The organism is Metasolibacillus meyeri, from assembly GCF_003049505.1.
GTDB lineage: Bacteria > Bacillota > Bacilli > Bacillales_A > Planococcaceae > Metasolibacillus > Metasolibacillus meyeri.
In genome coordinates, this window is the sequence record NZ_PYWN01000061.1 from 52,673 (window position 1) to 73,897 (window position 21,225).

The 21,225-nt window shown below is 38.9% G+C and carries 20 protein-coding genes; 16 read left to right on the plus strand and 4 right to left on the minus strand.

Annotated elements, in window-relative coordinates; translation table 11 throughout:
• The first annotated feature begins 15 nt into the window (after nucleotides 1-15).
• The 5 genes from C9J34_RS09860 to C9J34_RS09880 all read left to right on the plus strand — a co-directional run bounded on the left by C9J34_RS09860 (nucleotide 16) and on the right by C9J34_RS09880 (nucleotide 4,489).
• On the plus strand, nucleotides 16-1,206 hold the full coding sequence (locus C9J34_RS09860; RefSeq protein ID WP_107839694.1) for a pyridoxal phosphate-dependent aminotransferase: 1,191 nt from the start codon (nucleotides 16-18) through the stop codon (nucleotides 1,204-1,206).
• A 27-nt stretch (nucleotides 1,207-1,233) separates the two neighbouring features.
• Complete coding sequence (gene asnS / locus C9J34_RS09865; RefSeq protein WP_107839695.1) at nucleotides 1,234-2,529, plus strand: asparagine--tRNA ligase; 1,296 nt, start codon at nucleotides 1,234-1,236, stop codon at nucleotides 2,527-2,529.
• 245 nt (nucleotides 2,530-2,774) lie between these two features.
• On the plus strand, nucleotides 2,775-3,482 hold the full coding sequence (locus C9J34_RS09870) for a DnaD domain-containing protein (RefSeq protein ID WP_107839696.1): 708 nt from the start codon (nucleotides 2,775-2,777) through the stop codon (nucleotides 3,480-3,482).
• 12 nt (nucleotides 3,483-3,494) lie between these two features.
• Nucleotides 3,495-4,154 carry an endonuclease III gene (nth, locus tag C9J34_RS09875; RefSeq protein WP_107839697.1) on the plus strand — a complete coding sequence of 220 codons (660 nt, stop codon included), beginning with the start codon at nucleotides 3,495-3,497 and terminating at the stop codon, nucleotides 4,152-4,154.
• Nucleotides 4,151-4,489 carry a YpoC family protein gene (locus tag C9J34_RS09880; protein WP_107839698.1) on the plus strand — a complete coding sequence of 113 codons (339 nt, stop codon included), beginning with the start codon at nucleotides 4,151-4,153 and terminating at the stop codon, nucleotides 4,487-4,489. The genes nth and C9J34_RS09880 overlap by 4 nt, the downstream gene beginning before the upstream one ends.
• Nucleotides 4,490-4,517: 28 nt before the next feature.
• Here C9J34_RS09880 and C9J34_RS09885 read toward each other — a convergent pair whose 3' ends face one another.
• The gene (locus C9J34_RS09885) at nucleotides 4,518-5,381 is read right to left on the minus strand and encodes a hypothetical protein (RefSeq protein ID WP_107839699.1); all 864 of its coding nucleotides are present in this window, start codon (nucleotides 5,379-5,381) and stop codon (nucleotides 4,518-4,520) included.
• 283 nt (nucleotides 5,382-5,664) lie between these two features.
• Here C9J34_RS09885 and C9J34_RS09890 point away from each other — a divergent pair, with 283 nt between their 5' ends.
• The 7 genes from C9J34_RS09890 to C9J34_RS09920 all read left to right on the plus strand — a co-directional run bounded on the left by C9J34_RS09890 (nucleotide 5,665) and on the right by C9J34_RS09920 (nucleotide 12,152).
• The gene (locus tag C9J34_RS09890) at nucleotides 5,665-6,387 is read left to right on the plus strand and encodes a GntR family transcriptional regulator (RefSeq protein ID WP_107839700.1); all 723 of its coding nucleotides are present in this window, start codon (nucleotides 5,665-5,667) and stop codon (nucleotides 6,385-6,387) included.
• A gap of 18 nt (nucleotides 6,388-6,405) precedes the next feature.
• A complete protein-coding gene (locus C9J34_RS09895; RefSeq protein ID WP_238600617.1) occupies nucleotides 6,406-7,584 on the plus strand; it encodes a GNAT family N-acetyltransferase in 1,179 nt (392 codons plus the stop codon).
• Nucleotides 7,585-7,812: 228 nt separating this feature from the next.
• Nucleotides 7,813-8,124 (plus strand): PTS sugar transporter subunit IIB, encoded by a 312-nt coding sequence (locus tag C9J34_RS09900; RefSeq protein WP_107839701.1) that lies wholly within the window; start codon nucleotides 7,813-7,815, stop codon nucleotides 8,122-8,124.
• Between the two features lie 12 nt (nucleotides 8,125-8,136).
• Complete coding sequence (locus C9J34_RS09905; protein WP_107839702.1) at nucleotides 8,137-8,457, plus strand: PTS lactose/cellobiose transporter subunit IIA; 321 nt, start codon at nucleotides 8,137-8,139, stop codon at nucleotides 8,455-8,457.
• A 103-nt stretch (nucleotides 8,458-8,560) separates the two neighbouring features.
• Nucleotides 8,561-9,823: a PTS sugar transporter subunit IIC gene (locus C9J34_RS09910; RefSeq protein WP_107839703.1), complete on the plus strand. Its 1,263-nt coding sequence runs from the start codon at nucleotides 8,561-8,563 to the stop codon at nucleotides 9,821-9,823.
• Between the two features lie 51 nt (nucleotides 9,824-9,874).
• Nucleotides 9,875-10,957: a DUF871 domain-containing protein gene (locus tag C9J34_RS09915; RefSeq protein ID WP_107839704.1), complete on the plus strand. Its 1,083-nt coding sequence runs from the start codon at nucleotides 9,875-9,877 to the stop codon at nucleotides 10,955-10,957.
• Nucleotides 10,958-11,177: 220 nt separating this feature from the next.
• On the plus strand, nucleotides 11,178-12,152 hold the full coding sequence (locus C9J34_RS09920) for an N-acetylglucosamine kinase (protein WP_107839705.1): 975 nt from the start codon (nucleotides 11,178-11,180) through the stop codon (nucleotides 12,150-12,152).
• A 422-nt stretch (nucleotides 12,153-12,574) separates the two neighbouring features.
• On the opposite strand, the gene C9J34_RS09925 is transcribed toward C9J34_RS09920, so the two are convergent.
• Nucleotides 12,575-15,154, minus strand: coding sequence for a transglycosylase domain-containing protein (locus tag C9J34_RS09925; RefSeq protein WP_107839706.1), 2,580 nt, complete (start codon nucleotides 15,152-15,154; stop codon nucleotides 12,575-12,577).
• On the minus strand, nucleotides 15,147-15,779 hold the full coding sequence (gene recU, locus C9J34_RS09930) for a Holliday junction resolvase RecU (protein ID WP_107839719.1): 633 nt from the start codon (nucleotides 15,777-15,779) through the stop codon (nucleotides 15,147-15,149). The genes C9J34_RS09925 and recU overlap by 8 nt, the downstream gene beginning before the upstream one ends.
• 123 nt (nucleotides 15,780-15,902) lie before the next feature.
• Here recU and C9J34_RS09935 point away from each other — a divergent pair, with 123 nt between their 5' ends.
• From C9J34_RS09935 to C9J34_RS09945, 3 genes are all read left to right on the plus strand, one after another.
• The gene (locus tag C9J34_RS09935) at nucleotides 15,903-16,094 is read left to right on the plus strand and encodes a hypothetical protein (RefSeq protein ID WP_107839707.1); all 192 of its coding nucleotides are present in this window, start codon (nucleotides 15,903-15,905) and stop codon (nucleotides 16,092-16,094) included.
• A 180-nt stretch (nucleotides 16,095-16,274) separates the two neighbouring features.
• Nucleotides 16,275-16,661 (plus strand): YppE family protein, encoded by a 387-nt coding sequence (locus tag C9J34_RS09940; RefSeq protein WP_107839708.1) that lies wholly within the window; start codon nucleotides 16,275-16,277, stop codon nucleotides 16,659-16,661.
• A complete protein-coding gene (locus C9J34_RS09945) occupies nucleotides 16,633-18,909 on the plus strand; it encodes a DEAD/DEAH box helicase (RefSeq protein ID WP_107839709.1) in 2,277 nt (758 codons plus the stop codon). Before C9J34_RS09940 ends, C9J34_RS09945 begins: the two co-directional genes overlap by 29 nt.
• Before the next feature lie 107 nt (nucleotides 18,910-19,016).
• Here the strand turns inward: C9J34_RS09945 and C9J34_RS09950 are convergent, their stop codons facing one another.
• Complete coding sequence (locus C9J34_RS09950; RefSeq protein WP_107839710.1) at nucleotides 19,017-19,376, minus strand: DUF3221 domain-containing protein; 360 nt, start codon at nucleotides 19,374-19,376, stop codon at nucleotides 19,017-19,019.
• 494 nt (nucleotides 19,377-19,870) lie between these two features.
• Here C9J34_RS09950 and C9J34_RS09955 point away from each other — a divergent pair, with 494 nt between their 5' ends.
• A complete protein-coding gene (locus C9J34_RS09955; RefSeq protein WP_107839711.1) occupies nucleotides 19,871-21,109 on the plus strand; it encodes a ribonuclease H-like domain-containing protein in 1,239 nt (412 codons plus the stop codon).
• Nucleotides 21,110-21,225: the final 116 nt, after the last annotated feature.

Below are 21,225 nucleotides of genomic sequence, written 5' to 3' on the forward strand. Positions count from 1 at the left end.
AGGAGTAGATTTCATTTGAAACAGCTGTTAGCAAACCGTGTAAAAACTTTAACGCCTTCTTCGACTCTTGCGATTACGGCAAAGGCGAAGGAATTGAAAGATCAAGGTATTGATGTGATTGGATTAGGCGCAGGTGAGCCTGACTTTAATACACCACAAAACATTTTAGATGCTGCGACCAAGTCAATGGAGCAAGGCTTCACAAAATATACGCCAGCAGGTGGCTTGCCAGCATTAAAGCAGGCGATAATTGCGAAATTACAGCGCGATAATGAGCTAGCTTATAAGGCAAACGAAATTATCGTTGGCGTTGGGGCAAAGCATGTGCTATACACATTGTTCCAAGTTATTTTAAATGAAGGTGATGAGGTCATCATTCCAATTCCGTACTGGGTATCCTATCCGGAGCAAGTGAAGCTAGCAGGTGGCGTGCCAGTATATGTTGAAGGAACAAGAGAGCAGCAATATAAAATAACAGCTGAGCAATTAGCTTCTGCCATTACAGAAAAAACAAAAGCTGTGATTATTAACTCGCCATCTAATCCTTCTGGCATGGTATATAGCCGTGAAGAGTTAAAAGCATTAGCAGAAGTGGCTGAAAAGCACGATATTTTAATCGTATCTGATGAAATTTATGAAAAGCTTTTATACAATGGCAATAAACATTTTTCAATCGCGCAAATTTCCCCAGCGATTAAAGCGCGGACAATTGTTGTCAATGGCTTAGCAAAATCACACTCGATGACAGGCTGGCGCATCGGTTATGCAGCAGGTGATGCAGAAATTATTAATGCGATGACGGATTTAGCATCTCACTCTACGTCAAATGCAACAACGACAGCACAATATGCAGCAATTGAAGCATATAACGGTTCACAAGATACAGTGGAAGTAATGCGTCAAGCATTTGAGGAGCGCTTAGAAAAGATTTATCCACAAATCGCGGCGATTCCAGGCTTTAAATTATTAAAGCCAGAAGGTGCCTTTTACTTACTACCAGATGTAGCTGAAGCAATGGAGAGAACAGGGTTTGATAATGTCGATGCGTTTGCAGAAAGCTTATTAACGGAAGCAAATGTAGCTGTAATACCAGGCTCAGGCTTTGGTACAAATACGACAATCCGCTTATCTTATGCAATTTCATATGATTCATTAGAGGAAGCGGTTCGTCGTATAGATCAATTTGTAAAATCAAAATGGCAATAACGATTGCTTTTGTAGTTGGAGGATATTATGAAGAAAATTATGATTAAAGATATGCCACAGCATATCGGTGAAACAGTTAAATTGGGTGCATGGCTCGCAAATAAGCGTTCAAGCGGTAAAATTGCCTTTTTACAATTACGTGATGGTACAGGTTTCGTACAAGGTGTTGTTGTAAAGGAAGAAGTTGGCGAAGAAATTTTCGCAACAGCAAAAGGCTTAACGCAAGAAACATCTATGTACATTGTCGGCGAAGTGAAAGCTGACGAGCGTTCAACATTTGGCTGTGAAATGAATGTAACAGGCATTGAAGTCATTCACGAAGCGGTGGATTTCCCAATTACGCCAAAAGAGCATGGTACAGAATTTTTAATGGATAATCGCCATTTATGGTTACGTTCACGTAGACAGCATGCGATTATGAATATTCGTAACGAAATTATTCGTTCAACGTATGAGTTTTTCAATAACAATGGCTTCACAAAAATGGACCCACCAATTTTAACTGGCTCTGCACCAGAGGGAACATCGGAGCTTTTCGCAACGAAATATTTTGATGAAGATGCATACCTTTCACAATCAGGTCAGCTTTATATGGAAGCTGCAGCGATGGCATTAGGGCGCGTATTCTCATTCGGTCCGACATTCCGTGCGGAAAAATCAAAAACACGTCGTCACTTAATTGAGTTTTGGATGATTGAGCCAGAGATGGCATTCGTCGAGTTTGATGAAAACTTACAAATCCAAGAACAATATGTATCACATATCGTGCAATCAGTGCTTGAGAACTGTAAACTTGACTTAGAACGTTTAGGTCGTGATACATCGAAACTTGAAAACATTAAAGCGCCATTCCCACGCATTTCTTATGATGATGCAATTAAGTTTTTACATGAGCAAGGCTTTGATGATATTGAGTGGGGCGATGATTTTGGTGCACCGCATGAAACAGCGATCGCGAACCATTATGATAAGCCTGTATTTATTACATGCTACCCTGTTGGCATTAAGCCATTCTATATGCAACCACACCCAGAGCGTGACGATGTCGTGCTTTGCGCAGACTTAATTGCACCAGAAGGCTATGGTGAAATTATTGGTGGCTCAGAGCGTATCCATGATTATGACTTATTAAAAGCGCGCTTAGCAGAGCATAACTTAGATATGGATGCATATGCTTGGTATTTGGAATTGCGTAAACACGGCTCAGTGCCACACTCAGGCTTCGGTTTAGGTCTAGAGCGTACTGTTGCTTGGATTTCAGGCACAGAGCATATTCGTGAGACAATTCCGTTCCCACGCTTATTAAACCGTCTGTATCCATAATAAGGTATCTGAAAAGTGGTTTAACGTACCACTTTTCAGACATCGAATCACTGTTTTGTTGAAACATATGCTATTTATAAGAACCTTACCTCTCTTTTTAAAATGAATAAGGTAAACGAGATTTTTTATAAAGATGTTTTAATGAAATGCTAGATAGATAATTTAAACTTGAGGCTGCTTGGAAGTGCTGTTGACTTTCTTGACAGCCTTCTGTTGTGAGTTAGGTAGAGAATAGGGGGCTAATCATGACAAGCAATGAGCAATTTCGCATTTGGTTAGAGCAAAAAAATATCACGATGCCGCAGCTTTTTTTCCAGCACTATAAAGAGCTTCAAATTCGTGATGATGATGCAATGTTATTGCTCCATTTATTAGCGTTCCATGAAGAAGGAAATGACTTTCCGACACCAGCTGATTTAATGGCTAGAACGTTTTTTGCTGCCAATGAAATTTCGATGAAGCTACAGCGATTTTTACAAAAAGGCTTTATTGAAATTACACATGATGTTGATATAGATGGAAAAATTTACGAAAAGTATTCGCTCTATCCATTATGGAGTCGTATCGTCAGACTATTAGAAGCAAATAGCATTGCGACAAGCAATGAACAGCAAAAAAAAGAAGAGGGTGCGATTTATTCAATATTTGAACAGGAATTTGGTCGCCTTTTATCGCCGATGGAGCTTGAAAATATAAATTCATGGCTAGATATTGATAAGCATTCACCAGAGTTAATACGGGCAGCTCTAAAGGAAGCAGTATTAGCTGGAAAGCTGTCGCTGCGTTATATTGATCGCATTTTATTTGAATGGAAAAAGAAAAATTTTACGACAGTGAAGCAAGTTGAGCAACATGCGGAGCAATTCCGAAAACGCACGATTACACAACCGCAAACGCCGGCTGACAAAAGGCCGAAGCGACCAATCTATAATTGGCTTGAAGAAAAAGAGTAGCGAGGTGATAAGATGCTAACGAAAAAACAATGGCTACATTTTTTAGATGAAATGGATAAAATGTTTCCAGATGCACATTGTGAGCTCGTCCACGACAATCCATTCGAGCTAACAATCGCGACATTATTATCTGCACAATGTACAGATGTGCTTGTCAATAAAGTAACGAAAAACTTATTCCAAAAATATAAAACACCAGAAGATTATTTGGCTGTCTCACTGGAAGAATTGCAAGATGATATTCGTTCCATTGGACTATACCGCAACAAAGCAAAAAATATTCAATTATTATGCCAGCGTTTACTGACGGAATATAATGGAGAAATTCCTGCAAATCGTGAGGAGCTTGTGACATTACCAGGAGTTGGGCGCAAAACGGCAAACGTTGTGCTATCTGTCGCCTTTGATGTGCCAGCAATGGCTGTTGATACGCATGTAGAGCGCATTGCGAAACGTTTAGGGCTTTGTCGCTGGAAAGATAGCGTCTTGGAAGTGGAAGAAACCATTATGAAAAAAACACCAATTGAAAAATGGTCGAAGGCGCATCATCAAATGATTTTCTTCGGTCGTTACCACTGCAAGGCACAAAATCCAGGCTGTCACATATGTCCTTTGCTAGAGGATTGTCGAGAAGGGCAAAAGCGCTTGAAAAAAGGACTTGTTAAGCAATGATTACCGTTAATAAGCAATTGATTTCGCAGATAGCTGTCGATGACTGGTATGTGAAATGGGACAAGCTATCCTCGCAAATCTATGAGGCGCATGCTACACGAAATGGGCAAGCAGGGCAATGGATGTTGCAAGGCATTACGCATTTTATTGAATTTTTAATAGAGGTATCGGGTGTAGAAAGCTATGATATACAAGCAAGTTACGAGATATTACCGTTAAATGGAAAAGAAAGACTGCTGTTTGTCCAAGCGAATCCAGCACAATATGCTAGCTATCGTCAACTAGACGAACTTTATAAAGAAACGAAAAAACGCTGTGCAAGATTGCGGATGTGAAAAGGCGGTAGAGAAAGTCATGCTTTCACTACCGCTTATTTGTATGATTTTCTATTGGAAAACGTTTAGTTGTTTTGACTACTCGCAATGAGTAGGGGACATCTAATTTTTCTGCAGGGGCAGCAACCATAATGATTCTGGCGCTCTTATTTATATGAAAAGCTTGGAAATTAGTAGGTACTAATACTTTGGCATTAGCTGGTATAAGTATTTGCTGTAGCTCCAAAGTTTCATAGTCAGAAATCAGCTTTAAATGAGCCTTCATTTCAAAATCGTATTGATTTTCTATTGTTAAAAAATAATCGTCAATGTTATTTATAAAATCTACTTCTTTTGTTAAAGTGGAATCTTCATACATTTGTATAATAACAGAAGTTTCATTTTTTAAGTCTTGTATTTTCTCTATTGTCGCATAACTACTTGGAATTGTAGATGTTTCTGTTCGCTCATTTTGAACTTTGATTGAAAGAAAGTTTCTAGCAACAGTTCTCTGTGTATCATATATTTCTAAAGGGTCACTGATTGTGTTGTTAAGCACTTTTTCACTTATTATATAGAGAATGTGATTACCACGTGGCAAATTTGTTATAGTGAACGGCACTTTTTTACCGCCTTCATTTGGTAGATCAATCATATGATAAGAAGCAACTGTTCCATTCATTTCTATTTTTATAGGTGTAGCATCATTTTCTAAAAAGGCAAAAACAGCTAGCTGACTTTCTTTTACTGTTGAGTAGTCATATAAAATGTATCCTTCAATCATTCCTTTTTCATCGGTTTGAAAGGAATTTTGATCTCTATCTATAATAAATTTAGGTTTTAGATAAATAGCGGTTGTTCGCCTTTCGTTTGATCCTTCTAATGCCCATAAAATTGGCTGTTCTGTTCCCATAATAGACCTCCTTTGCGCGAAAAAAAAAGAGTATTCTGTATTTATCCCGTATTAACAGGCTGTAAGACCCCCACTTCAAAATAGTGAGTAGGACGAAATAGTTAAGTGAGGATGAGGAACCCCCCACTGATTGAAGGTTCACTTTATTATACAATGAGATTGTTACGATGAACTGAAAATTGTACTTTTTATTTTCAGATTATTAGCATATAATTAGTATAGACAACTATACCTTGAAATAGGCTGTCTTGTATTTTATAGATAAAGTAAGGAGGGGGTAACATTGTTAGACAAAAATTCGTATATACCAATCTATATACAAATTGAAGAAATTATTAAACAAAGAATACTTTCAAATGAATATAAAATTGGTGATGCGATACCATCTGAGCGAGAACTTTCTGTTCAATTTGATGTCAGCCGTATGACCGTAAGGCAATCCATTACGAACTTAGTAAACGATGGCATGCTTTACCGTGAAAAGGGTAGAGGAACGTTTGTAGCGAATCCAAAATTAGAGCAACCGCTTCAAGGATTAACAAGCTTTACCGAAGATATGCGTGCGCGTAATATGGTACCGAGTAGTAAAGTAGTTCGTTTTGAAAAGATTATTCCGTCCGTTGATGTGGCAAGAGACTTACAGTTAGAGCTAGGTGAGGAAGTATTTTTCGTTATACGTATTCGCAATGCTGACGGGACACCGATGGCAATTGAGAGAACATATATTCCAGTGAAAATATATCCTCAGTTAGACGCAAGCATGTTAACGGGCTCTTTGTATTCATTAATTGAAACCGCTTTCCAACAAAAAATTGGCAATGCGATTCAGCAAATGGAGGCGGCCATTGTTTCAAAAGAGGACAGTAAATTTTTACAAATAAATCAAACTGCACCTGTTCTTATTATTAAACGAATTAGTTATTTATCAAACGGTACGCCATTTGAGCTTGTACGTAGCGTTTATCGAGCAGATCGCTATAAATTTATTAGCCAAATTTCAAGATAAACGATAGGGGATGAAAACGTGATTCACATTCAACATGTAGAGGAAAAAGATTATTGGCAAATTCATCGTTTAAGAGACTATTGTTTCCCTAATAAATACAATGAGGCACGTAGAAAAGATTTTCATCACTGGGTTCAGCATAGTACGACTTTAGGGGCATATGATGGTAATAAAGTTGTTGGTCAAGTGCTTGTATTACCACTGAATATGACGATTCATCGACAAAATTATAAAATGGGTGGTATCGCCTTTGTTGCCTCCTACCCTGAATATCGTCAGCAAGGCATTGCGAAAAAATTGATGATCGAATCACTCAAACAAATGCGAGCGAATGGGCAAACAGTTTCTGTTTTAGCCCCTTTCTCGGTCTCGTTCTACCGCTATTTTGGCTGGGAGCTATTTTTTGAGAAATTAAATTATACAATTCCACTAGAAAAATTTCCTGCACTGGGAAAAAAGGTGGATACAGTGAAGCGCACAAGCTTTGAATGGTTGGATGAAGAGCTGTTTCAGCAAGTGAAAGATTTTCATAATGCGAGTGCTTTAGTAACAAGCGGTAGCATGGTGAGAGACGATGCATGGTGGAATCGCTTAGCGAGCAGACAGCCAAATAGTCATTTTGCGCTGTATTATGATGAAGGTGAGGTAGCTGCTTATCTTCGCTATGAAATAGCAGGGACGACATTTTTAATTCATGATTTTGTGACAAAGGATTTATCGGCCGAGCAGGCGATGTGGCGTTATGTTACAGCACATGCTGCAAGCATCACTGAAATTAAAGGGGTAACAGCAAACGATAGTCGTTTTGGCTATTATTTTGCAGAGCCACAATTTACGCGTGAAGTTGTTCAGGATATGATGGTGCGAATCGTTGATGCACAAGCATTTATGCAGCAATACGAATGGAATAAAATTATAAAACCTTTATATGTACGCCTTGAAGACCAGTTTTGTACATGGAATGAGCAGTTATTTGAAATTAATTGTGATGGGGAAGTGGCGATTGTAGAGACAGGTGCTATTGATAATAGTAATGTACTTACATTGCCTATCAATCTATTCTCAGCGATGATGGTCGGTTATTTATCTGTTCAAGATGCAGTGATGTATGCACAGCAATTTTTAAAACAGGAAGTAATTGAGAATTGGCAACAGGCGCTACAAATGGGAAAACCTGAATTTTATGAATATTTTTAAATAAGAAAGCTAGGAATAGAAAAAATTTTTAAAATTTTTTCTGGACTATACCAGCATATCAGATGCTAGATTACTAGTGTAGATTTCATATAGTCCAGTATGTTTTCTTTATTTCGAAAAGAAATAAAATTGAAAAAAGGGTATTGTGGTATATACCAACCAATGATATTCTCATTTTAAGAAAACGATTTCAAAACTGAAATAACGAATAATAAGGGGAGTGCTTTTATGAAAAACATTATGTTAGTTTGTGTAGCAGGTATGAGTACGAGTTTACTTGTATCAAAAATGAAGCAAGCGGCAGAGGAACAAAATTTAGAAGCTGATATTTTCGCAATTCCTGAAGGGGAAGTTGATAAAGTATTAGCAGAAAAATCGGTAGATGTGCTGTTACTAGGGCCACAAGTTCGCTACTTAAAAGGCTCATTTGAGGCGAAATACAAAGAGAAAAATTTGCCAATCGATGTGATTAATATGACAGATTACGGCATGATGAATGGCGCAAATGTTTTAAAACATGCGCTAGGCTTAATGAAATAAGAGGTGTCAAATATGGAACAAGAAGCGTTATTACAATCCATTATGGGGCTAATTATGCATAGTGGAAATGCCAAAAGCGAATGTATGGAAGCCATTCAATTTGCGAAAGCAGGAAATTTTCAAGCAGCACAAGACAAAATGAAGCTAGCACATGAAGCAATTATCGAAGCGCATCATGCCCAAACAGCTTTATTACAACAAGAAGCACAAGGTCAAAAAGTAGAAGTTTCATTACTGTTAATTCATGCACAAGACCATTTAATGAATGCGATTACATTCCGTGATCTAGCACAAGAATTAGTAGAAGTTCATGAGCAAATAAAGGGGAAGTAAGACGATGGTTTTTATTCAAGTGGATGTGCAAGCATCCATTTGAATTAAGATAAAGCCTTTCGGGGCGTCATTCACTACAAAAACACAAAGGGGAGTGTATTACATGTTCAAGTTTTTAGAGGAGAAATTTGTTCCTGTCGCATCAAGAGTCGGGAATCAACGTCACTTAGTCGCAATTCGTGATGGTTTCATTGTTATTATGCCACTGATAATTGCTGGGTCATTAGCTGTTTTAATCAATAACTTACCGATCAAGGCATACAAAAACTTCATGAATTCAATTTTCGGTGAAGGTATTTGGACACAGTGGGGTGGTAATGTATGGGGTGCTACATTCGCCATTGTATCGCTATTAATTTCGTTTACAATCGCCTACAGTTTGTCGAAAAGCTACGGTAAAGATGCGTTAGCAGGAGGGGTGATTGGTCTTGCGAGTTATATGACATTCGCAACTTATGGCGACGGAGGTTTAACTGGTTTAACGACAGGAACAGGCGGTATCTTTTTAGCTATTATTTTAAGTCTTGTATCCGCAGAAATGTTTACTCGTTTATCGGGCAATCCTAGATTATTAGTCAAAATGCCAGCAGGTGTACCTGATGCAGTAGCGAAATCGTTCGCATCATTATTCCCAGCGATTATTACAATTGGTCTTTTAGCATTAATCCGCACATTAATTTCAGTATTATTTGACGCACCAGATGTTATTGGGCAATTCTATACATTAGTTCAAGAGCCGTTCATGGGCTTAACAAATTCTTGGACAGCAGCGCTTATTTTAGCGTTTGTACCAGCATTCTTTTGGACATTTGGTATTCATGGGGCAAACATTATTGACCCATTCATGCAAACAATTAACTTAGATGCAATTGCGAGAAACGTAGAAGCACTTGAAGCAGGTCAGGTAGCACCGTACATTATTAACAAACCATTCTTCGATGCATTCGTGAATATGGGTGGTTCAGGTACAACAATCGCATTAATTATCGCAATTTTCATTGTTTCGCGTAAAAACAAACAATACAGCACAGTTGGTAAATTATCGGCTGCGCCAGGCTTATTCAATATAAATGAACCATTAATATTCGGTCTACCAATTGTTTTAAACCCAATTTTATTCGTGCCATTCATTTTAACGCCAATGGTCAACGTATCCATCGCGTACTTCGTAACAAAAGCAGGGTGGGTACCAGCAGCAACAGTAGCAGCACCATGGACAACACCGCCAATTATCAATGGTTGGTTAGTAACACAGTCGCTTTCAGGTGCCATCTTGAGCGTTGTATTAATCGGTGTAGCGGTTCTAATTTATACGCCATTCTTACTTGCAGCAAACCGCGCGGCAGCGAAACAAAATCAACAATAAAAAGTAGCGGGTGTTATATACATCCGCTTTAAGCACACGGAGGTATGAAATTTGAGAAGGCTAGGTATTTCACTTTATCCGGGACATAGTAGTTTGGAAGAAATGAAGCAATATGTGCAGTTAGCTCATGATAACGGCTTTGACCGCATCTTTACATGTTTAATGTCTTTAAACAATGAGCAGGAACGTGAAAAGCTAAAGCAAATTAACGCTTTTGCGAAAGGCTTAGGCTTCGATATTTCAGCCGATATTGCACCAAATGTTTTTGAGGAGTTAAACTTAACGTACCGAGATATCGGATATTTAAAAGAGCAGTATCATTTGGCGGCACTGCGCTTAGACATGGGCTTTTCAGGTCAAGAGGAAGCGTTTATGTCGCTAGATGCTAGCAATTTAAAAGTAGAGTTAAATATGAGCAATGGCACAAAATATGTCGATAATATTTTGTCCTATCAACCAAATAAAGCAAATATTATCGGCTGCCATAACTTTTATCCTAGACAGTATACAGGCTTATCGCGTCAGCATTTTTTAAAGACATCCCAGCAATTTAAAGACAATCATATTCGCACAGCTGCGATGATTTCATCACAGCACGGTAAATTTGGACCGTGGGAGCAAACTGAATATGGGCTACCAACCCTAGAGGAGCATAGATTTTTGCCAATTACCGTACAAGCGAAAGATATGTGGAGCACAGGTCTTATTGATGATTGTATCATTGGTAATATGTATGCGTCAGAAGAAGAGCTACGCGCATTGGGTCAGCTAAATCGCTACAAGTTAGAATTACAAGTAGAATTTTTATCTGAAACGACTGCCCTCGAAGAGAAAATTGTATTGGAGGAGCCTCACTTTAATCGTGGAGACGTATCGGATTATGTGATTCGTAGTACGCAATCTCGCGTAAAATATAAAACAGAGGATTTCCCAGCACATAATACCGAGCCTTTAGTATCAGGGGATATTACAATCGATAATAATTTGGATGTCCGCTATAAAGGCGAGCTACAAATTGTCTTGCAAAATATGCCAAACGCAGGCTCAAGCAATGTGGTAGCACGGGTGAAAGAGGAAGAGCGCTTTTTATTAAAACATATCCAGCCTTGGGCATCATTTGGCTTCACAAAATAACTATTCCAAATAGAGGGCTGTCTTGAAAGTTGCTTATTAGCCAACTTTTAAGGCAGCCACTCGTTGTTTTTGCTATAATATAAAATATTTAGAGTTTTCAGTTATTTAGGGGGCAATAGTCTCCTCGCTAAAGTGTAAAATAAAATTTGATTTTTGGCTGTTTAGCATTGATTTGAACTTTCTGGACAGCCTCTTTTCGTATGAAGGGGGAAGTACATAGATGTATATTTTAGCAATCGATGGTGGCGGTACAAAAACTTCTGCTGTGATTTGTGATGCAACAGGGAGAATTTATGCAAAGGTTATGACGACACGCAGTAATCCAACAGCGATGAATGCACAATTTTTTGAGATGACATTGCACGAGTTAATGCAACAATTGCGGCAACAAAATGAACAAATATTTGAAAAAATATGTAGTTGCTTTGTTGGAATGGCTGGTGTGAAGGAGCTACATGCCGAACCTATTGTAGAGAAAATCATTCGTCAATACGTTCAGCCAACAGCGCTAATGGCAATCGAAAATGATGGGTTAGCCGCTTTATATGCAGGCACATTTGGGCAACCTGGCATTGTACAAATTGCCGGCACAGGTGCTATTACAATAGGCTATGATGAAAACAAAGTGTTGCATCGAATCGGTGGCTGGGGTTATTTATTTGATGATAAAGGAAGCGGCTATTACATAGGAATGAAAGCATTAGAAGCTGTTTTCCAAAGCTATGATGGACGAATGCAAAATACATCTTTGACAGGGCCTATACTAAAACATTTTCATGTAGAAAGCGTCGAGCAATTAATTGCATGTATATATAATGACGAGCACCCACGTACAAATATTGCACCGCTGAGTAAATATGTGATGTATGCTGCTGAAAGTGGAGATGCAGTGGCAACGGGCATTATGGATGAGGCTTGTGTGGATTTTTATAAGGCAATCAAAGTATGTTTTCATAAAATGGCTTGGAGCAAGCAAGCTATACAAGTAGTACTCGCCGGTGGGGTTTTCGGTAATATAGATTATTTCAAAGAAAACTTGCAGCAGTTAGCAAGCAATGAGTCGATTAAATTTGAATTTAAAAAAGCTAATTTAGAGCCAATTGGTGGCGCGGTAATTGGTGCTTTCAAACAAAAGGGAATCCAGTTGGATGAAGCGTTTGGAGAAGTATTTAATAGTTATTGGAAAGTGTTATAGGAGCCGTATGGAAAGTGAGCTTTGCTTTCCATATGGTTTTTAACATTTTCTAAATAGAATTCTAGGTTAGTTGCTCGATTGTTAAAGGAAATAAAGGGAGTATTTTTATTTGTAGTAGTTTGAAAACGTAAATTTTAATAAAATGCGAGTGAGTTATCGAGGTTTGTAACTCCTAAGCAAATTAATTCTATTCATCATTTCTTTCATATTAAAGACATTTCATCATACGAAATTTTCCTGTTTCAATTTCAGAAATGCGAAAGATGATGTAATGTTTCTTGCATACAAATCAAAAATGCTAGTTACATAAACCTGTTTGCTGTCCATTAGGTGCATCTAGACTAAATACAAAAAAGCCGATTTTATACCAAGAGATTTGGTATAAATCGACTTTTTACTATATTGCGGAGAAGGGTGTTAAATCATTCCTCGCCCGTATCCCCATCTTCCTCCTCAGGTTCGGTTGGAGGTGTTACTTGCCCGTTATTATTGTCCTCTGTACCAGTATCAGGCTCCGTAGGTTCTTCTGGTTCAATTGGTTCTGTTGGTTCTTCTGGTTCAATATTGTCCCAGTCCTCTTCATCAGGGACCTCTGGTAAGCCTTCAATAGAAAGTGAAACGGAAGCGGGTTCGCTGCGTATATCATCTGAAATAGCTGTGACTGTAAATACATAGTCATGACCGATTTCAATTGCTGGAATCGTGGCATAATTTGCGCCAGATACCGAAATAGTAGTTGGTGCTGCACCATCAATGGACATCGTTACCTCAAAGGAAATAGGTACCGCATTCGGATCGAAATCTTCTTCCGATGCACCTGGTGCTTGATGTTCCCAAGTTAAATCAACCACATTTGCTAAATCATTATAGATAGCCTGTAAATTAAATGGTGCATCTAATTCAATTTGTTCAAATGTATCAGATACTTCCTGTGGCTCTGTTCCTTTAACGAATAGCTCTGTCATACGTAAATTGTCAGGTGTAAATTCACTTGCCAACTTTAATGGTGAAGTACCGACTTCAACCGTCGCTGATACAACCGAGCTTGGTTGTGTAAAGCGAGGCGTTTCAATTGATGACGACAGCTGTGACATAATCGATTTAAATAAAGTTTGTGGCAAGCGGCGCTCATCCCATGTTGTAATCGCGTCAGAACGCTGCTCATAACCACTCCAAACTGCAATGGAGTAATTCGTTGTATAACCAGCAAACCATGAATCAGGAACAGCCAAGCTTGGGAAATTATATTTAGAAAACTCGTCAGCCGAGTAGTTTGTTGTTCCTGTTTTCCCAGCAATATCAAGACCTGGTACATTTGCGGCAGTTCCCGATGCATTTGGCTTGTTTCCGACAACATCGCGTAGCATATCTGTCACCATATAGGCTGTGTAATCGCTCATCGCAATAATTTCTTTGGGTTTATAGTCAGTTGATGTAGAGCCATCTCGATACACAATTTTCGTAATGGAATGTGGCGTCGTATATACACCGTTGTTACCAAATGCTGCATAAGCACCCGCCATTTGAATCGGTGAAATATTGATGCGTCCACCACCGATTGCATCGGATTCCACCACATAATCTACGTCAATTCCTAGACGTGAGACAAAGTTTTTCGCTTTATCTGTCCCAACTGCTTGCAATGTTTTCACAGCAGGAATGTTGCGTGATGTGTAAAGTGCTTGACGTGCTGTCATTGTTCCTGCGTATTTATTATCCCAGTTTGTAATCGTTTGGTTTGTGCCTGTATATTTCATCGGTTCATCAACTAATGTTTCACCCGTTGACCATTTTAAATATTCAATAGCAGGAGCATAGTCGATTAAAGGCTTCATTGTTGAGCCTGGTGCGCGCGTGACTAAATCATAAGCGTAGTTATAGCCAAAGCTAACCTCAATGCCGTAATTGCGCCCGCCACCGATTGCGCGGATTTCACCTGTTCGCGTATCAATAACCGCAACGCCTGATTGAATTTTTTCCGTCATAAAGTTGGCATCATTATTCATGATGGATTCAACTGTTTTTTGCGCATTTGGATCAAGAGTCGTGTACACTTTAACCCCTTCCGCTAATGCATCCTTATCCCCATTAGATTCTAACTCCGATAGCACTACATCCAGGAAGGCAGGGTAGTTAGTGATCGTTGCAGGTTTGCGCTCATCCTCAGGTAATACACGGTCAGCCACTTTTAGTTTTTTCGCTTCATCTGCTTGGGCTTGGGTGATTTTTTTATGCTGTACCATTAAGCCAAGTACAACATTTCGTCGTTTTTCGGCACGATCTGGATATTTAAATGGATTATAAGGATTTGGACTTTGTGGCATTCCTGCGAGCGTTGCCATTTGGTCTAATTCTAATTCATTCAATGGTTTACCATAAAAATATTCAGATGCTTGCCCGAAGCCGTAAATACGACCAGACATTAAAATTTTATTGAAGTACATCTCAAAAATTTCTTCCTTAGAGTATTGGCGCTCTAATTGAATGGCAAGCCAAGCTTCCTGTGCTTTACGCTTTAATTTTTTATCGTTGGATAAAAAAGAGTTTTTCACAACTTGTTGTGTAATGGTACTCGCGCCCTGTGAGCCAAAACCATCCCTAAAGTTTGCGATGACTGATCCTCCAAGTCGCCATAAATCCATACCGAAATGGTCAAAGAAGCGCACATCCTCTGTCGCTAAAATGGCTGCAACCATGTCATCTGGAATATCCTCAAATTTTACATATTTCCGACTCTCTTGCCCAATCGTCGCGAATAATTCACCATTAACATCATAAAACTCGGATGAAACAGGAAATTTTAATAATTCCTCATCTAATTCTGGTGCAGAGCTTACATAATAGGCAAATAGCCCAGCACCACCTAAGAAGCCTAATACACCGATAAAAACAATTGTTAAAACGATGCGTTTTAACCAAAGTTTAAATGGTGATTTCTTTTTTTTCTGTTTTTGTTGACGCTGTTTCTTTATATCTTCGCGTGTAAGTTTACGTTCAGTCACGTTCTATCTCCTCACTTATAAATTGCTGTACTGCCTGTAAATAGTCAATGCGCGGCTGATAGCTCGCTTTCATTTCGATTGCACCTGCTTCAAATTGTTGGAGTGGTATCGATTTGCGTCCACCGCGCACCATTTGCTGCCATGCATTTTCCACAATAGAAAAAGGCGTAATAAAATAGCGATCTAATGATGAAAAACGAATAATGAAAAAGGCGATTCCTTTTTGCTGTATAACATTTTTCATATGCTCTACTTGGTGTGCATGAATATTTTTTAAAGGAAAGGAAGTTTTACTTTCGGTTTCCTTTGCTTCGAAATCTAAATAGTAGCCATTCCATACACCGTTGTAATCTGTTGTAGAAGGCGTGCGGAAATATGCCTCTCGAATAACAGCAGCACTTCTTGATGGGTACTCTACTTTGACGATTTGAATTGGAACAGGTTTCTTATGAATAGTAGCAATTTGTCGTTGTAAATAATAGGTATTGGTTTCATTTAAATCATCTTCTAATGTTTTTCCCCGATTGCTGAAATTGTTATCTTTTATTGCTTGTTGCTTTTTCGGCTTTTGTACTTGCTCTATCTCCTTGTTATAAGGCTTCCCATTTGGATAGCGAATCATCATTTTCATCCTTTCGAAATACGCCTTTTGCACAATTTTTATCTTTTACTGTCTAGTTTTGCGATTGACAAGGATTTTTTAAGCCTCTCTTGAAAATTAGTAAAGACCAATAAAAGGAGGCGGATGATGAAAAGACTTCAATCGCTTATTGCTAGTGTTGAACAGGTAACCCAATTGTTAGATGCCACATTAGAGCAGCAACGTGCAATGCTCACTCTTCAATTTTCACAAAAAATCACAGTAGCCTATCAAAAAGTAAGCTTAGCAGAAAAACGAATACAAGTAAAGAATACACGTTCCCATGGGTGGGGCGACTGAAAAGTAGGCTAGTGTGCCGCTTTTCAATCTCCTTTCGTTTGAAGAACAAGCCTTTTAGAAAAATGATTCTCTTGATATGCTGGAAATCTTAGGATTAGCGGTGTTACTTTATTTTTAAAAATGAAAGTAGTCCAGAGATTTGGTACACTATGAGTAATAAAGTAAAACTTGAGGTGTACAATGCAATTAATCGAACTAACATCCTATTTAATAACGCAATGTGAGGAAGCGAAAAATCGCTTCTTTCACATGCGTGAATTTGATTTACAACCGGACTTTTTTTTAGAAGTAAAACCGCATGCTGATTTAATACATGAGCAGTTATTACTATGGCAGAGGCTTGCAAAGGAATGGCGCATAAGCTATCAGCCGAAATATATGCATAACCAGCAAATTGATCAAGTCGTTGATGCGATGGAGCAGTTTACAGTGCAATCTTTTTATAAGGAAACGAGCAAAAAACGATTTTTGCAATCGGTTCATTCTGTGCATTATACATTATCAACATTACTGCGCTATTTGCAGGAGGGGGAAGCGAATGTACAGCAAAAAGAAGACGATTTCTGAGCTCTTGCAACAATGGCGCTATGATGAGGAGCTTAAGCAAAATATTCAACATTGGCATACGCTAGAGGCACAGCCTGCACGCTATGCCGATTTTCCTGACAAGCTGCATCCTTCCATTAAAAAAGCGCTAAATGCTAGAGGCATCGAACAGCTTTATACACATCAGCGTGAAGCGTTTGATTTGGCTATGCAAGGCCAGTCTTTTACTGCGATTACGCCAACTGCTTCAGGGAAATCGTATTGCTACCATCTCCCTGTTTTGCAAACGATTTTACATAATAAATCAGCACGCGCGATTTATTTATTTCCAACAAAGGCATTGGCGCAAGATCAAAAATCAGATTTGAATGAGCTTATTGAGTTAATGGATGAGGACATTTTAAGCTATACGTATGATGGTGATACAGCGCCAGGCATTCGACAAAAAATTCGTAAAGCAGGGCATATTGTTATGACAAACCCAGATATGCTGCATTCAGGTATTTTACCGCATCATACGAAATGGGTAGCCCTTTTTGAAAACTTGAAATATATTGTCATTGATGAACTACATACATATAAAGGTGTATTCGGGAGCCATGTAGCGCATGTGTTACGTAGATTGCAAAGGATTTGTGCTTTTTATGGAAGCAATCCCATTATTATTTGTACATCTGCGACCATTCGCAATCCACGTGAGTTAGCGGAAAATTTAACGAATACAAAGCACGCCCTTATTGAAAAATCTGGCGCTCCTGTTGGCAAGAAAACATTTATTTTTTATAATCCACCGATGATTCATCCAACATTTGGTGTGCGTAGAAGCTCTGTCTTAGAAGTACGCGATTTGTCAACTCGTCTATTCGAAGCAGGTATTCAAACAATTATTTTTGCAAAATCAAGGGTACGTGTGGAAATGCTTGTGACATATTTAAAGTCGTTGACGGCGAAAAAAATTGCCGACCATTCAATTCAAGGCTACCGAGGCGGCTATTTACCGAGTGAGCGTCGACAAATTGAAAAGGGCTTGCGTGATGGCTCCATTCAAATGGTTGTCAGTACAAATGCGCTGGAGCTTGGCGTTGATATCGGGCAGTTGCAAGCATGCATTATGACAGGGTACCCTGGCAATATCGCAAGCGCATGGCAGCAAGCAGGGCGCGCGGGTAGAAGGCAAGATGAGGCATTAATTATTTATGTCGCACAGTCAACTGCGCTCGACCAATATGTTGTTAATCATCCGACCTATTTATTAGGGAGCGAGCCTGAGCAAGCAAATATTAATCCCGAAAATATGTTGATTTTAATGTCCCATTTGAAATGTGCGGCATTTGAGCTACCATTTTCTATGGATGATACTTATGGCGAATTTACGGTGCAAGAGTTGTTAGCTTATTTAGCGGAGGAGGGCGTACTCGTCAAAACCTCCACACAATGGCATTGGATGAGTGACCGCTTCCCTGCACATGATATTAGCTTACGTTCAGCAGCACAGGAAAATGTCGTCATTATTGATAAAACAACACCGACAAAAACACGCGTAATTGGTGAAATGGACACATATAGTGCGATGACGCTATTACATGAGGAAGCGATTTATATTCATCAAGGCACGCAATTTCAAGTGGAGGAGCTTGATTGGGAGGAGAAAAAAGCCTATGTCACAGAGGTTGATGTCGACTACTTCACAGATGCCAATTTAGCGGTGGAGCTGAAGGTGCTAGAGGAAGATAAAGTAGCGGAATTGGGCAAAGCAACAATTAGCTATGGGGATGTTGGGATTTTGGCAATTCCGACGATTTTCAAAAAGATTCGCTTTGGCACACACGATAACATCGGCTCGGGCCCTATCACGATCCCACCAATGGAAATGCATACAAACTCAACATGGCTTTCCTTTGATTTACCGGAGAATTGGTCGGAGGAAATGATGACAGATGCCTTGAATGGTGTTGCTTACGCGATGCATTCCTTTATTCCGCTCTTTATTCAATGTGACCGTAGCGATGTATCTGTTGTACCACAAGTAAAGGCGGTGCATAATGAGCGTCCCACATTGTTTATTTATGATAGTTATCCAGGGGGCATTGGCTTAAGTGAAAAGGTATATGATTTAATTTTACCTCTATTGGAGCGAACAATTCAGCATGTTACAAGCTGTCCCTGTCAAGGCGGCTGTCCATCCTGCATTGGTGCACAGGATAGTTTGAATGATGGCAAAAAACGAGTTGTGCAGGTGATGAGAGCTTTATTAGCAGAAATAATGTAAATAAAGGGGAGGCAGCTGAGCGTAAGGGATAAAAAGCGTTGAGGGAAAATACCTTCAACGCTTTAAATCTTCCTTTCTAAACGAGGTAATTCGTGTAGAGAGTTAGTCTACTTTTTTATTTTAATAGACTTTGCCTCAGCAATAATGGGTGGAGATGAAGTGAAAAGTAACCCTGTATGCTTAATCACTAGTTGATCTCCTAATGCAATCTTTTCATACATATTTTTGTCAAGCGGAACCCAATATGTTCCTTTTTGTTCCATTATTTTGGATAAATCATTCGAGTCTAATTGGTGAAGGTTTTGATTTGGTAACTGTGTGCTTAGTAAAATCCGATTATCGTCTATATTTTGTTTTGAGATAACATATCCCTCTAATGTAATAAGGTTGGATTGTTTCATACTCATAATAAGTAGTATACATAGAATACATATTGCAAGTAACCCGATAACAATTTTTTTTCTCATTAATAATCCTCCTTATTAATGGTACACTCGTACAAAAGAAATAACGAAAGGAGTTGTTCCTAGATATTGAAAAGAACTTCTATTTACCCCCTTAAATCTACCATTAGTTATAGAAATACGGCAAGCGATATATTTTAGAGAAACAGTTAAACATCGGTAGAATGAGCTACAATACCTGTCTAGGGGAGGCTTGGCGTAGATATAAATACATGACGAATGCCCCAAAGTATTTGGAAGCCATTCGCATGAAAATAGCGCAGTTTATACCTAACAATTGAAAGCCCAATAGGATGTTCAGGCATGTAGCCTCAATATGTATAAGCAACGGGACGTAATGTCAAACAAAATATTGGCTTACAAATGGTCCATAGCATTGCTGAGCGAGCATTTTCAGTCATAGAAGATGTGATGTGCAGAGATAGAAAAAAGATATATTTATATTCGTGTATATATTCTATTCGTTGGAACGATTTTGAACAAACGAGGTGATTGACATGTCCTACGAAAATAAAATACTACAAATGAAAAAAATGCTAGGGAAAAAAACGGCGGAGCACGCACAGCAGCCGAAATTTGTGAAACCAGCAACTCCCTTTTACACAGCAGCGTGGCAGCAGGCAGGCTTAACGCTTGTGGAAAATGATTTCGGTGTTTTATTTAAGCGTGAAGTTCGTTATCCTTGTGATTATGTGCATGGGCATTATCAGCTAGGTGAATTAACGACAGCGCTTGAAGCATGGGGAAATGCTGAGGTAGAACATCCATATGCGTTACATACAGATGACCACATACTCTTTTGGGATACGGAAACAACCGGTTTAAAGGGGACGGGTACGTATATTTTTTTACTCGGCTTTTTAGAGCAGGAGGAGGATGAATTTGTACTGACACAATATGTGTTAGCAGATCCAGCAAACGAGGCAGCCTTGTTATTTGCATCGAAGCTTTGGCAGCAAAGTGTGACGCTCGTTTCTTATAATGGCAAGAGCTTTGATTGGCCGCAGCTTGAAACACGCTGGACATTAAATCGCCAAACTGTACCTCCATTGAAGGAACAACAGCATATTGATTTATTGCACAGTTCAAAGCGTTTATGGAAAAATGATTTACAAAAGATGAAGCTCGTACAAGTCGAGGAGGAAAAGCTCGGCTTTAAAAGGCAAGATGATATCCCAGGACATTTGGCGCCAATCATTTATTTTGATGCGGTGAAAAGTGGGCAAGCTGAAGTCTTAATGAAAGTATTGCAGCATAATGAGTGGGATTTGCTTTCACTCATTACATTATATATTCATCAAACGAAGTTGCTTTTTACAAGCGAGCAGGAATCTGCTGTAACCTATACGAATATTGGCAAATGGTATGGAGATTTAAAGCAACAAGCGGCAAGTGAATATGTGCTGACAAATGTGACAGAAAGCTATCGTCAGAGCGAAACCGCATTAGCCCATTTTTATTTAGCGTTTCAGCATAAGCGAAGTGGGCGTTATCAGGACGCGGTGAGCGCTTTTGAAGCGGCCTTAATAGGTATCTCGCAGCGCCAAAAGATACAAGCATATGAACAGCTATCCATGCTGCATGAGCACCAAATCAAAAAATACGATATGGCACTTTTTTATGTGGAAAAAGGGCTTCAGCTCATCCAGCAAAGTGACTTTTCAGTAGAGCAAAAAGAAAAGCACTTCATAAAATGGAATAAACGCTATGAACGTATTCAAAATAAGCAACAATAGCCGATGATATTCGTATACAAGACACCTCATATGCTATAATATAGCTTTAAGGATTGTATCAATTAATTGCGACCAAATTTTTTGAGCGAGCTAGTGGAAGTTAACTTTAAAACGTT

Excerpts from the sequence above, each read along its gene's own strand:
- C9J34_RS09900 (WP_107839701.1), top strand. The coding sequence starts at position 7,813 with ATGAAAAACATTATGTTAGTTTGTGTAGCAGGTATGAGTACGAGTTTA.
- C9J34_RS09920 (WP_107839705.1), top strand. The coding sequence starts at position 11,178 with ATGTATATTTTAGCAATCGATGGTGGCGGTACAAAAACTTCTGCTGTG.
- C9J34_RS09955 (WP_107839711.1), top strand. The coding sequence starts at position 19,871 with ATGTCCTACGAAAATAAAATACTACAAATGAAAAAAATGCTAGGGAAA.
- C9J34_RS09880 (WP_107839698.1), top strand. The coding sequence starts at position 4,151 with ATGATTACCGTTAATAAGCAATTGATTTCGCAGATAGCTGTCGATGAC.
- C9J34_RS09935 (WP_107839707.1), top strand. The coding sequence starts at position 15,903 with ATGAAAAGACTTCAATCGCTTATTGCTAGTGTTGAACAGGTAACCCAA.
- recU (WP_107839719.1), bottom strand. The coding sequence starts at position 15,779 with ATGATGATTCGCTATCCAAATGGGAAGCCTTATAACAAGGAGATAGAG.
- C9J34_RS09870 (WP_107839696.1), top strand. The coding sequence starts at position 2,775 with ATGACAAGCAATGAGCAATTTCGCATTTGGTTAGAGCAAAAAAATATC.
- asnS (WP_107839695.1), top strand. The coding sequence starts at position 1,234 with ATGAAGAAAATTATGATTAAAGATATGCCACAGCATATCGGTGAAACA.
- C9J34_RS09905 (WP_107839702.1), top strand. The coding sequence starts at position 8,137 with ATGGAACAAGAAGCGTTATTACAATCCATTATGGGGCTAATTATGCAT.
- C9J34_RS09885 (WP_107839699.1), bottom strand. The coding sequence starts at position 5,381 with ATGGGAACAGAACAGCCAATTTTATGGGCATTAGAAGGATCAAACGAA.
- C9J34_RS09940 (WP_107839708.1), top strand. The coding sequence starts at position 16,275 with ATGCAATTAATCGAACTAACATCCTATTTAATAACGCAATGTGAGGAA.
- C9J34_RS09910 (WP_107839703.1), top strand. The coding sequence starts at position 8,561 with ATGTTCAAGTTTTTAGAGGAGAAATTTGTTCCTGTCGCATCAAGAGTC.
- C9J34_RS09950 (WP_107839710.1), bottom strand. The coding sequence starts at position 19,376 with ATGAGAAAAAAAATTGTTATCGGGTTACTTGCAATATGTATTCTATGT.
- nth (WP_107839697.1), top strand. The coding sequence starts at position 3,495 with ATGCTAACGAAAAAACAATGGCTACATTTTTTAGATGAAATGGATAAA.
- C9J34_RS09945 (WP_107839709.1), top strand. The coding sequence starts at position 16,633 with ATGTACAGCAAAAAGAAGACGATTTCTGAGCTCTTGCAACAATGGCGC.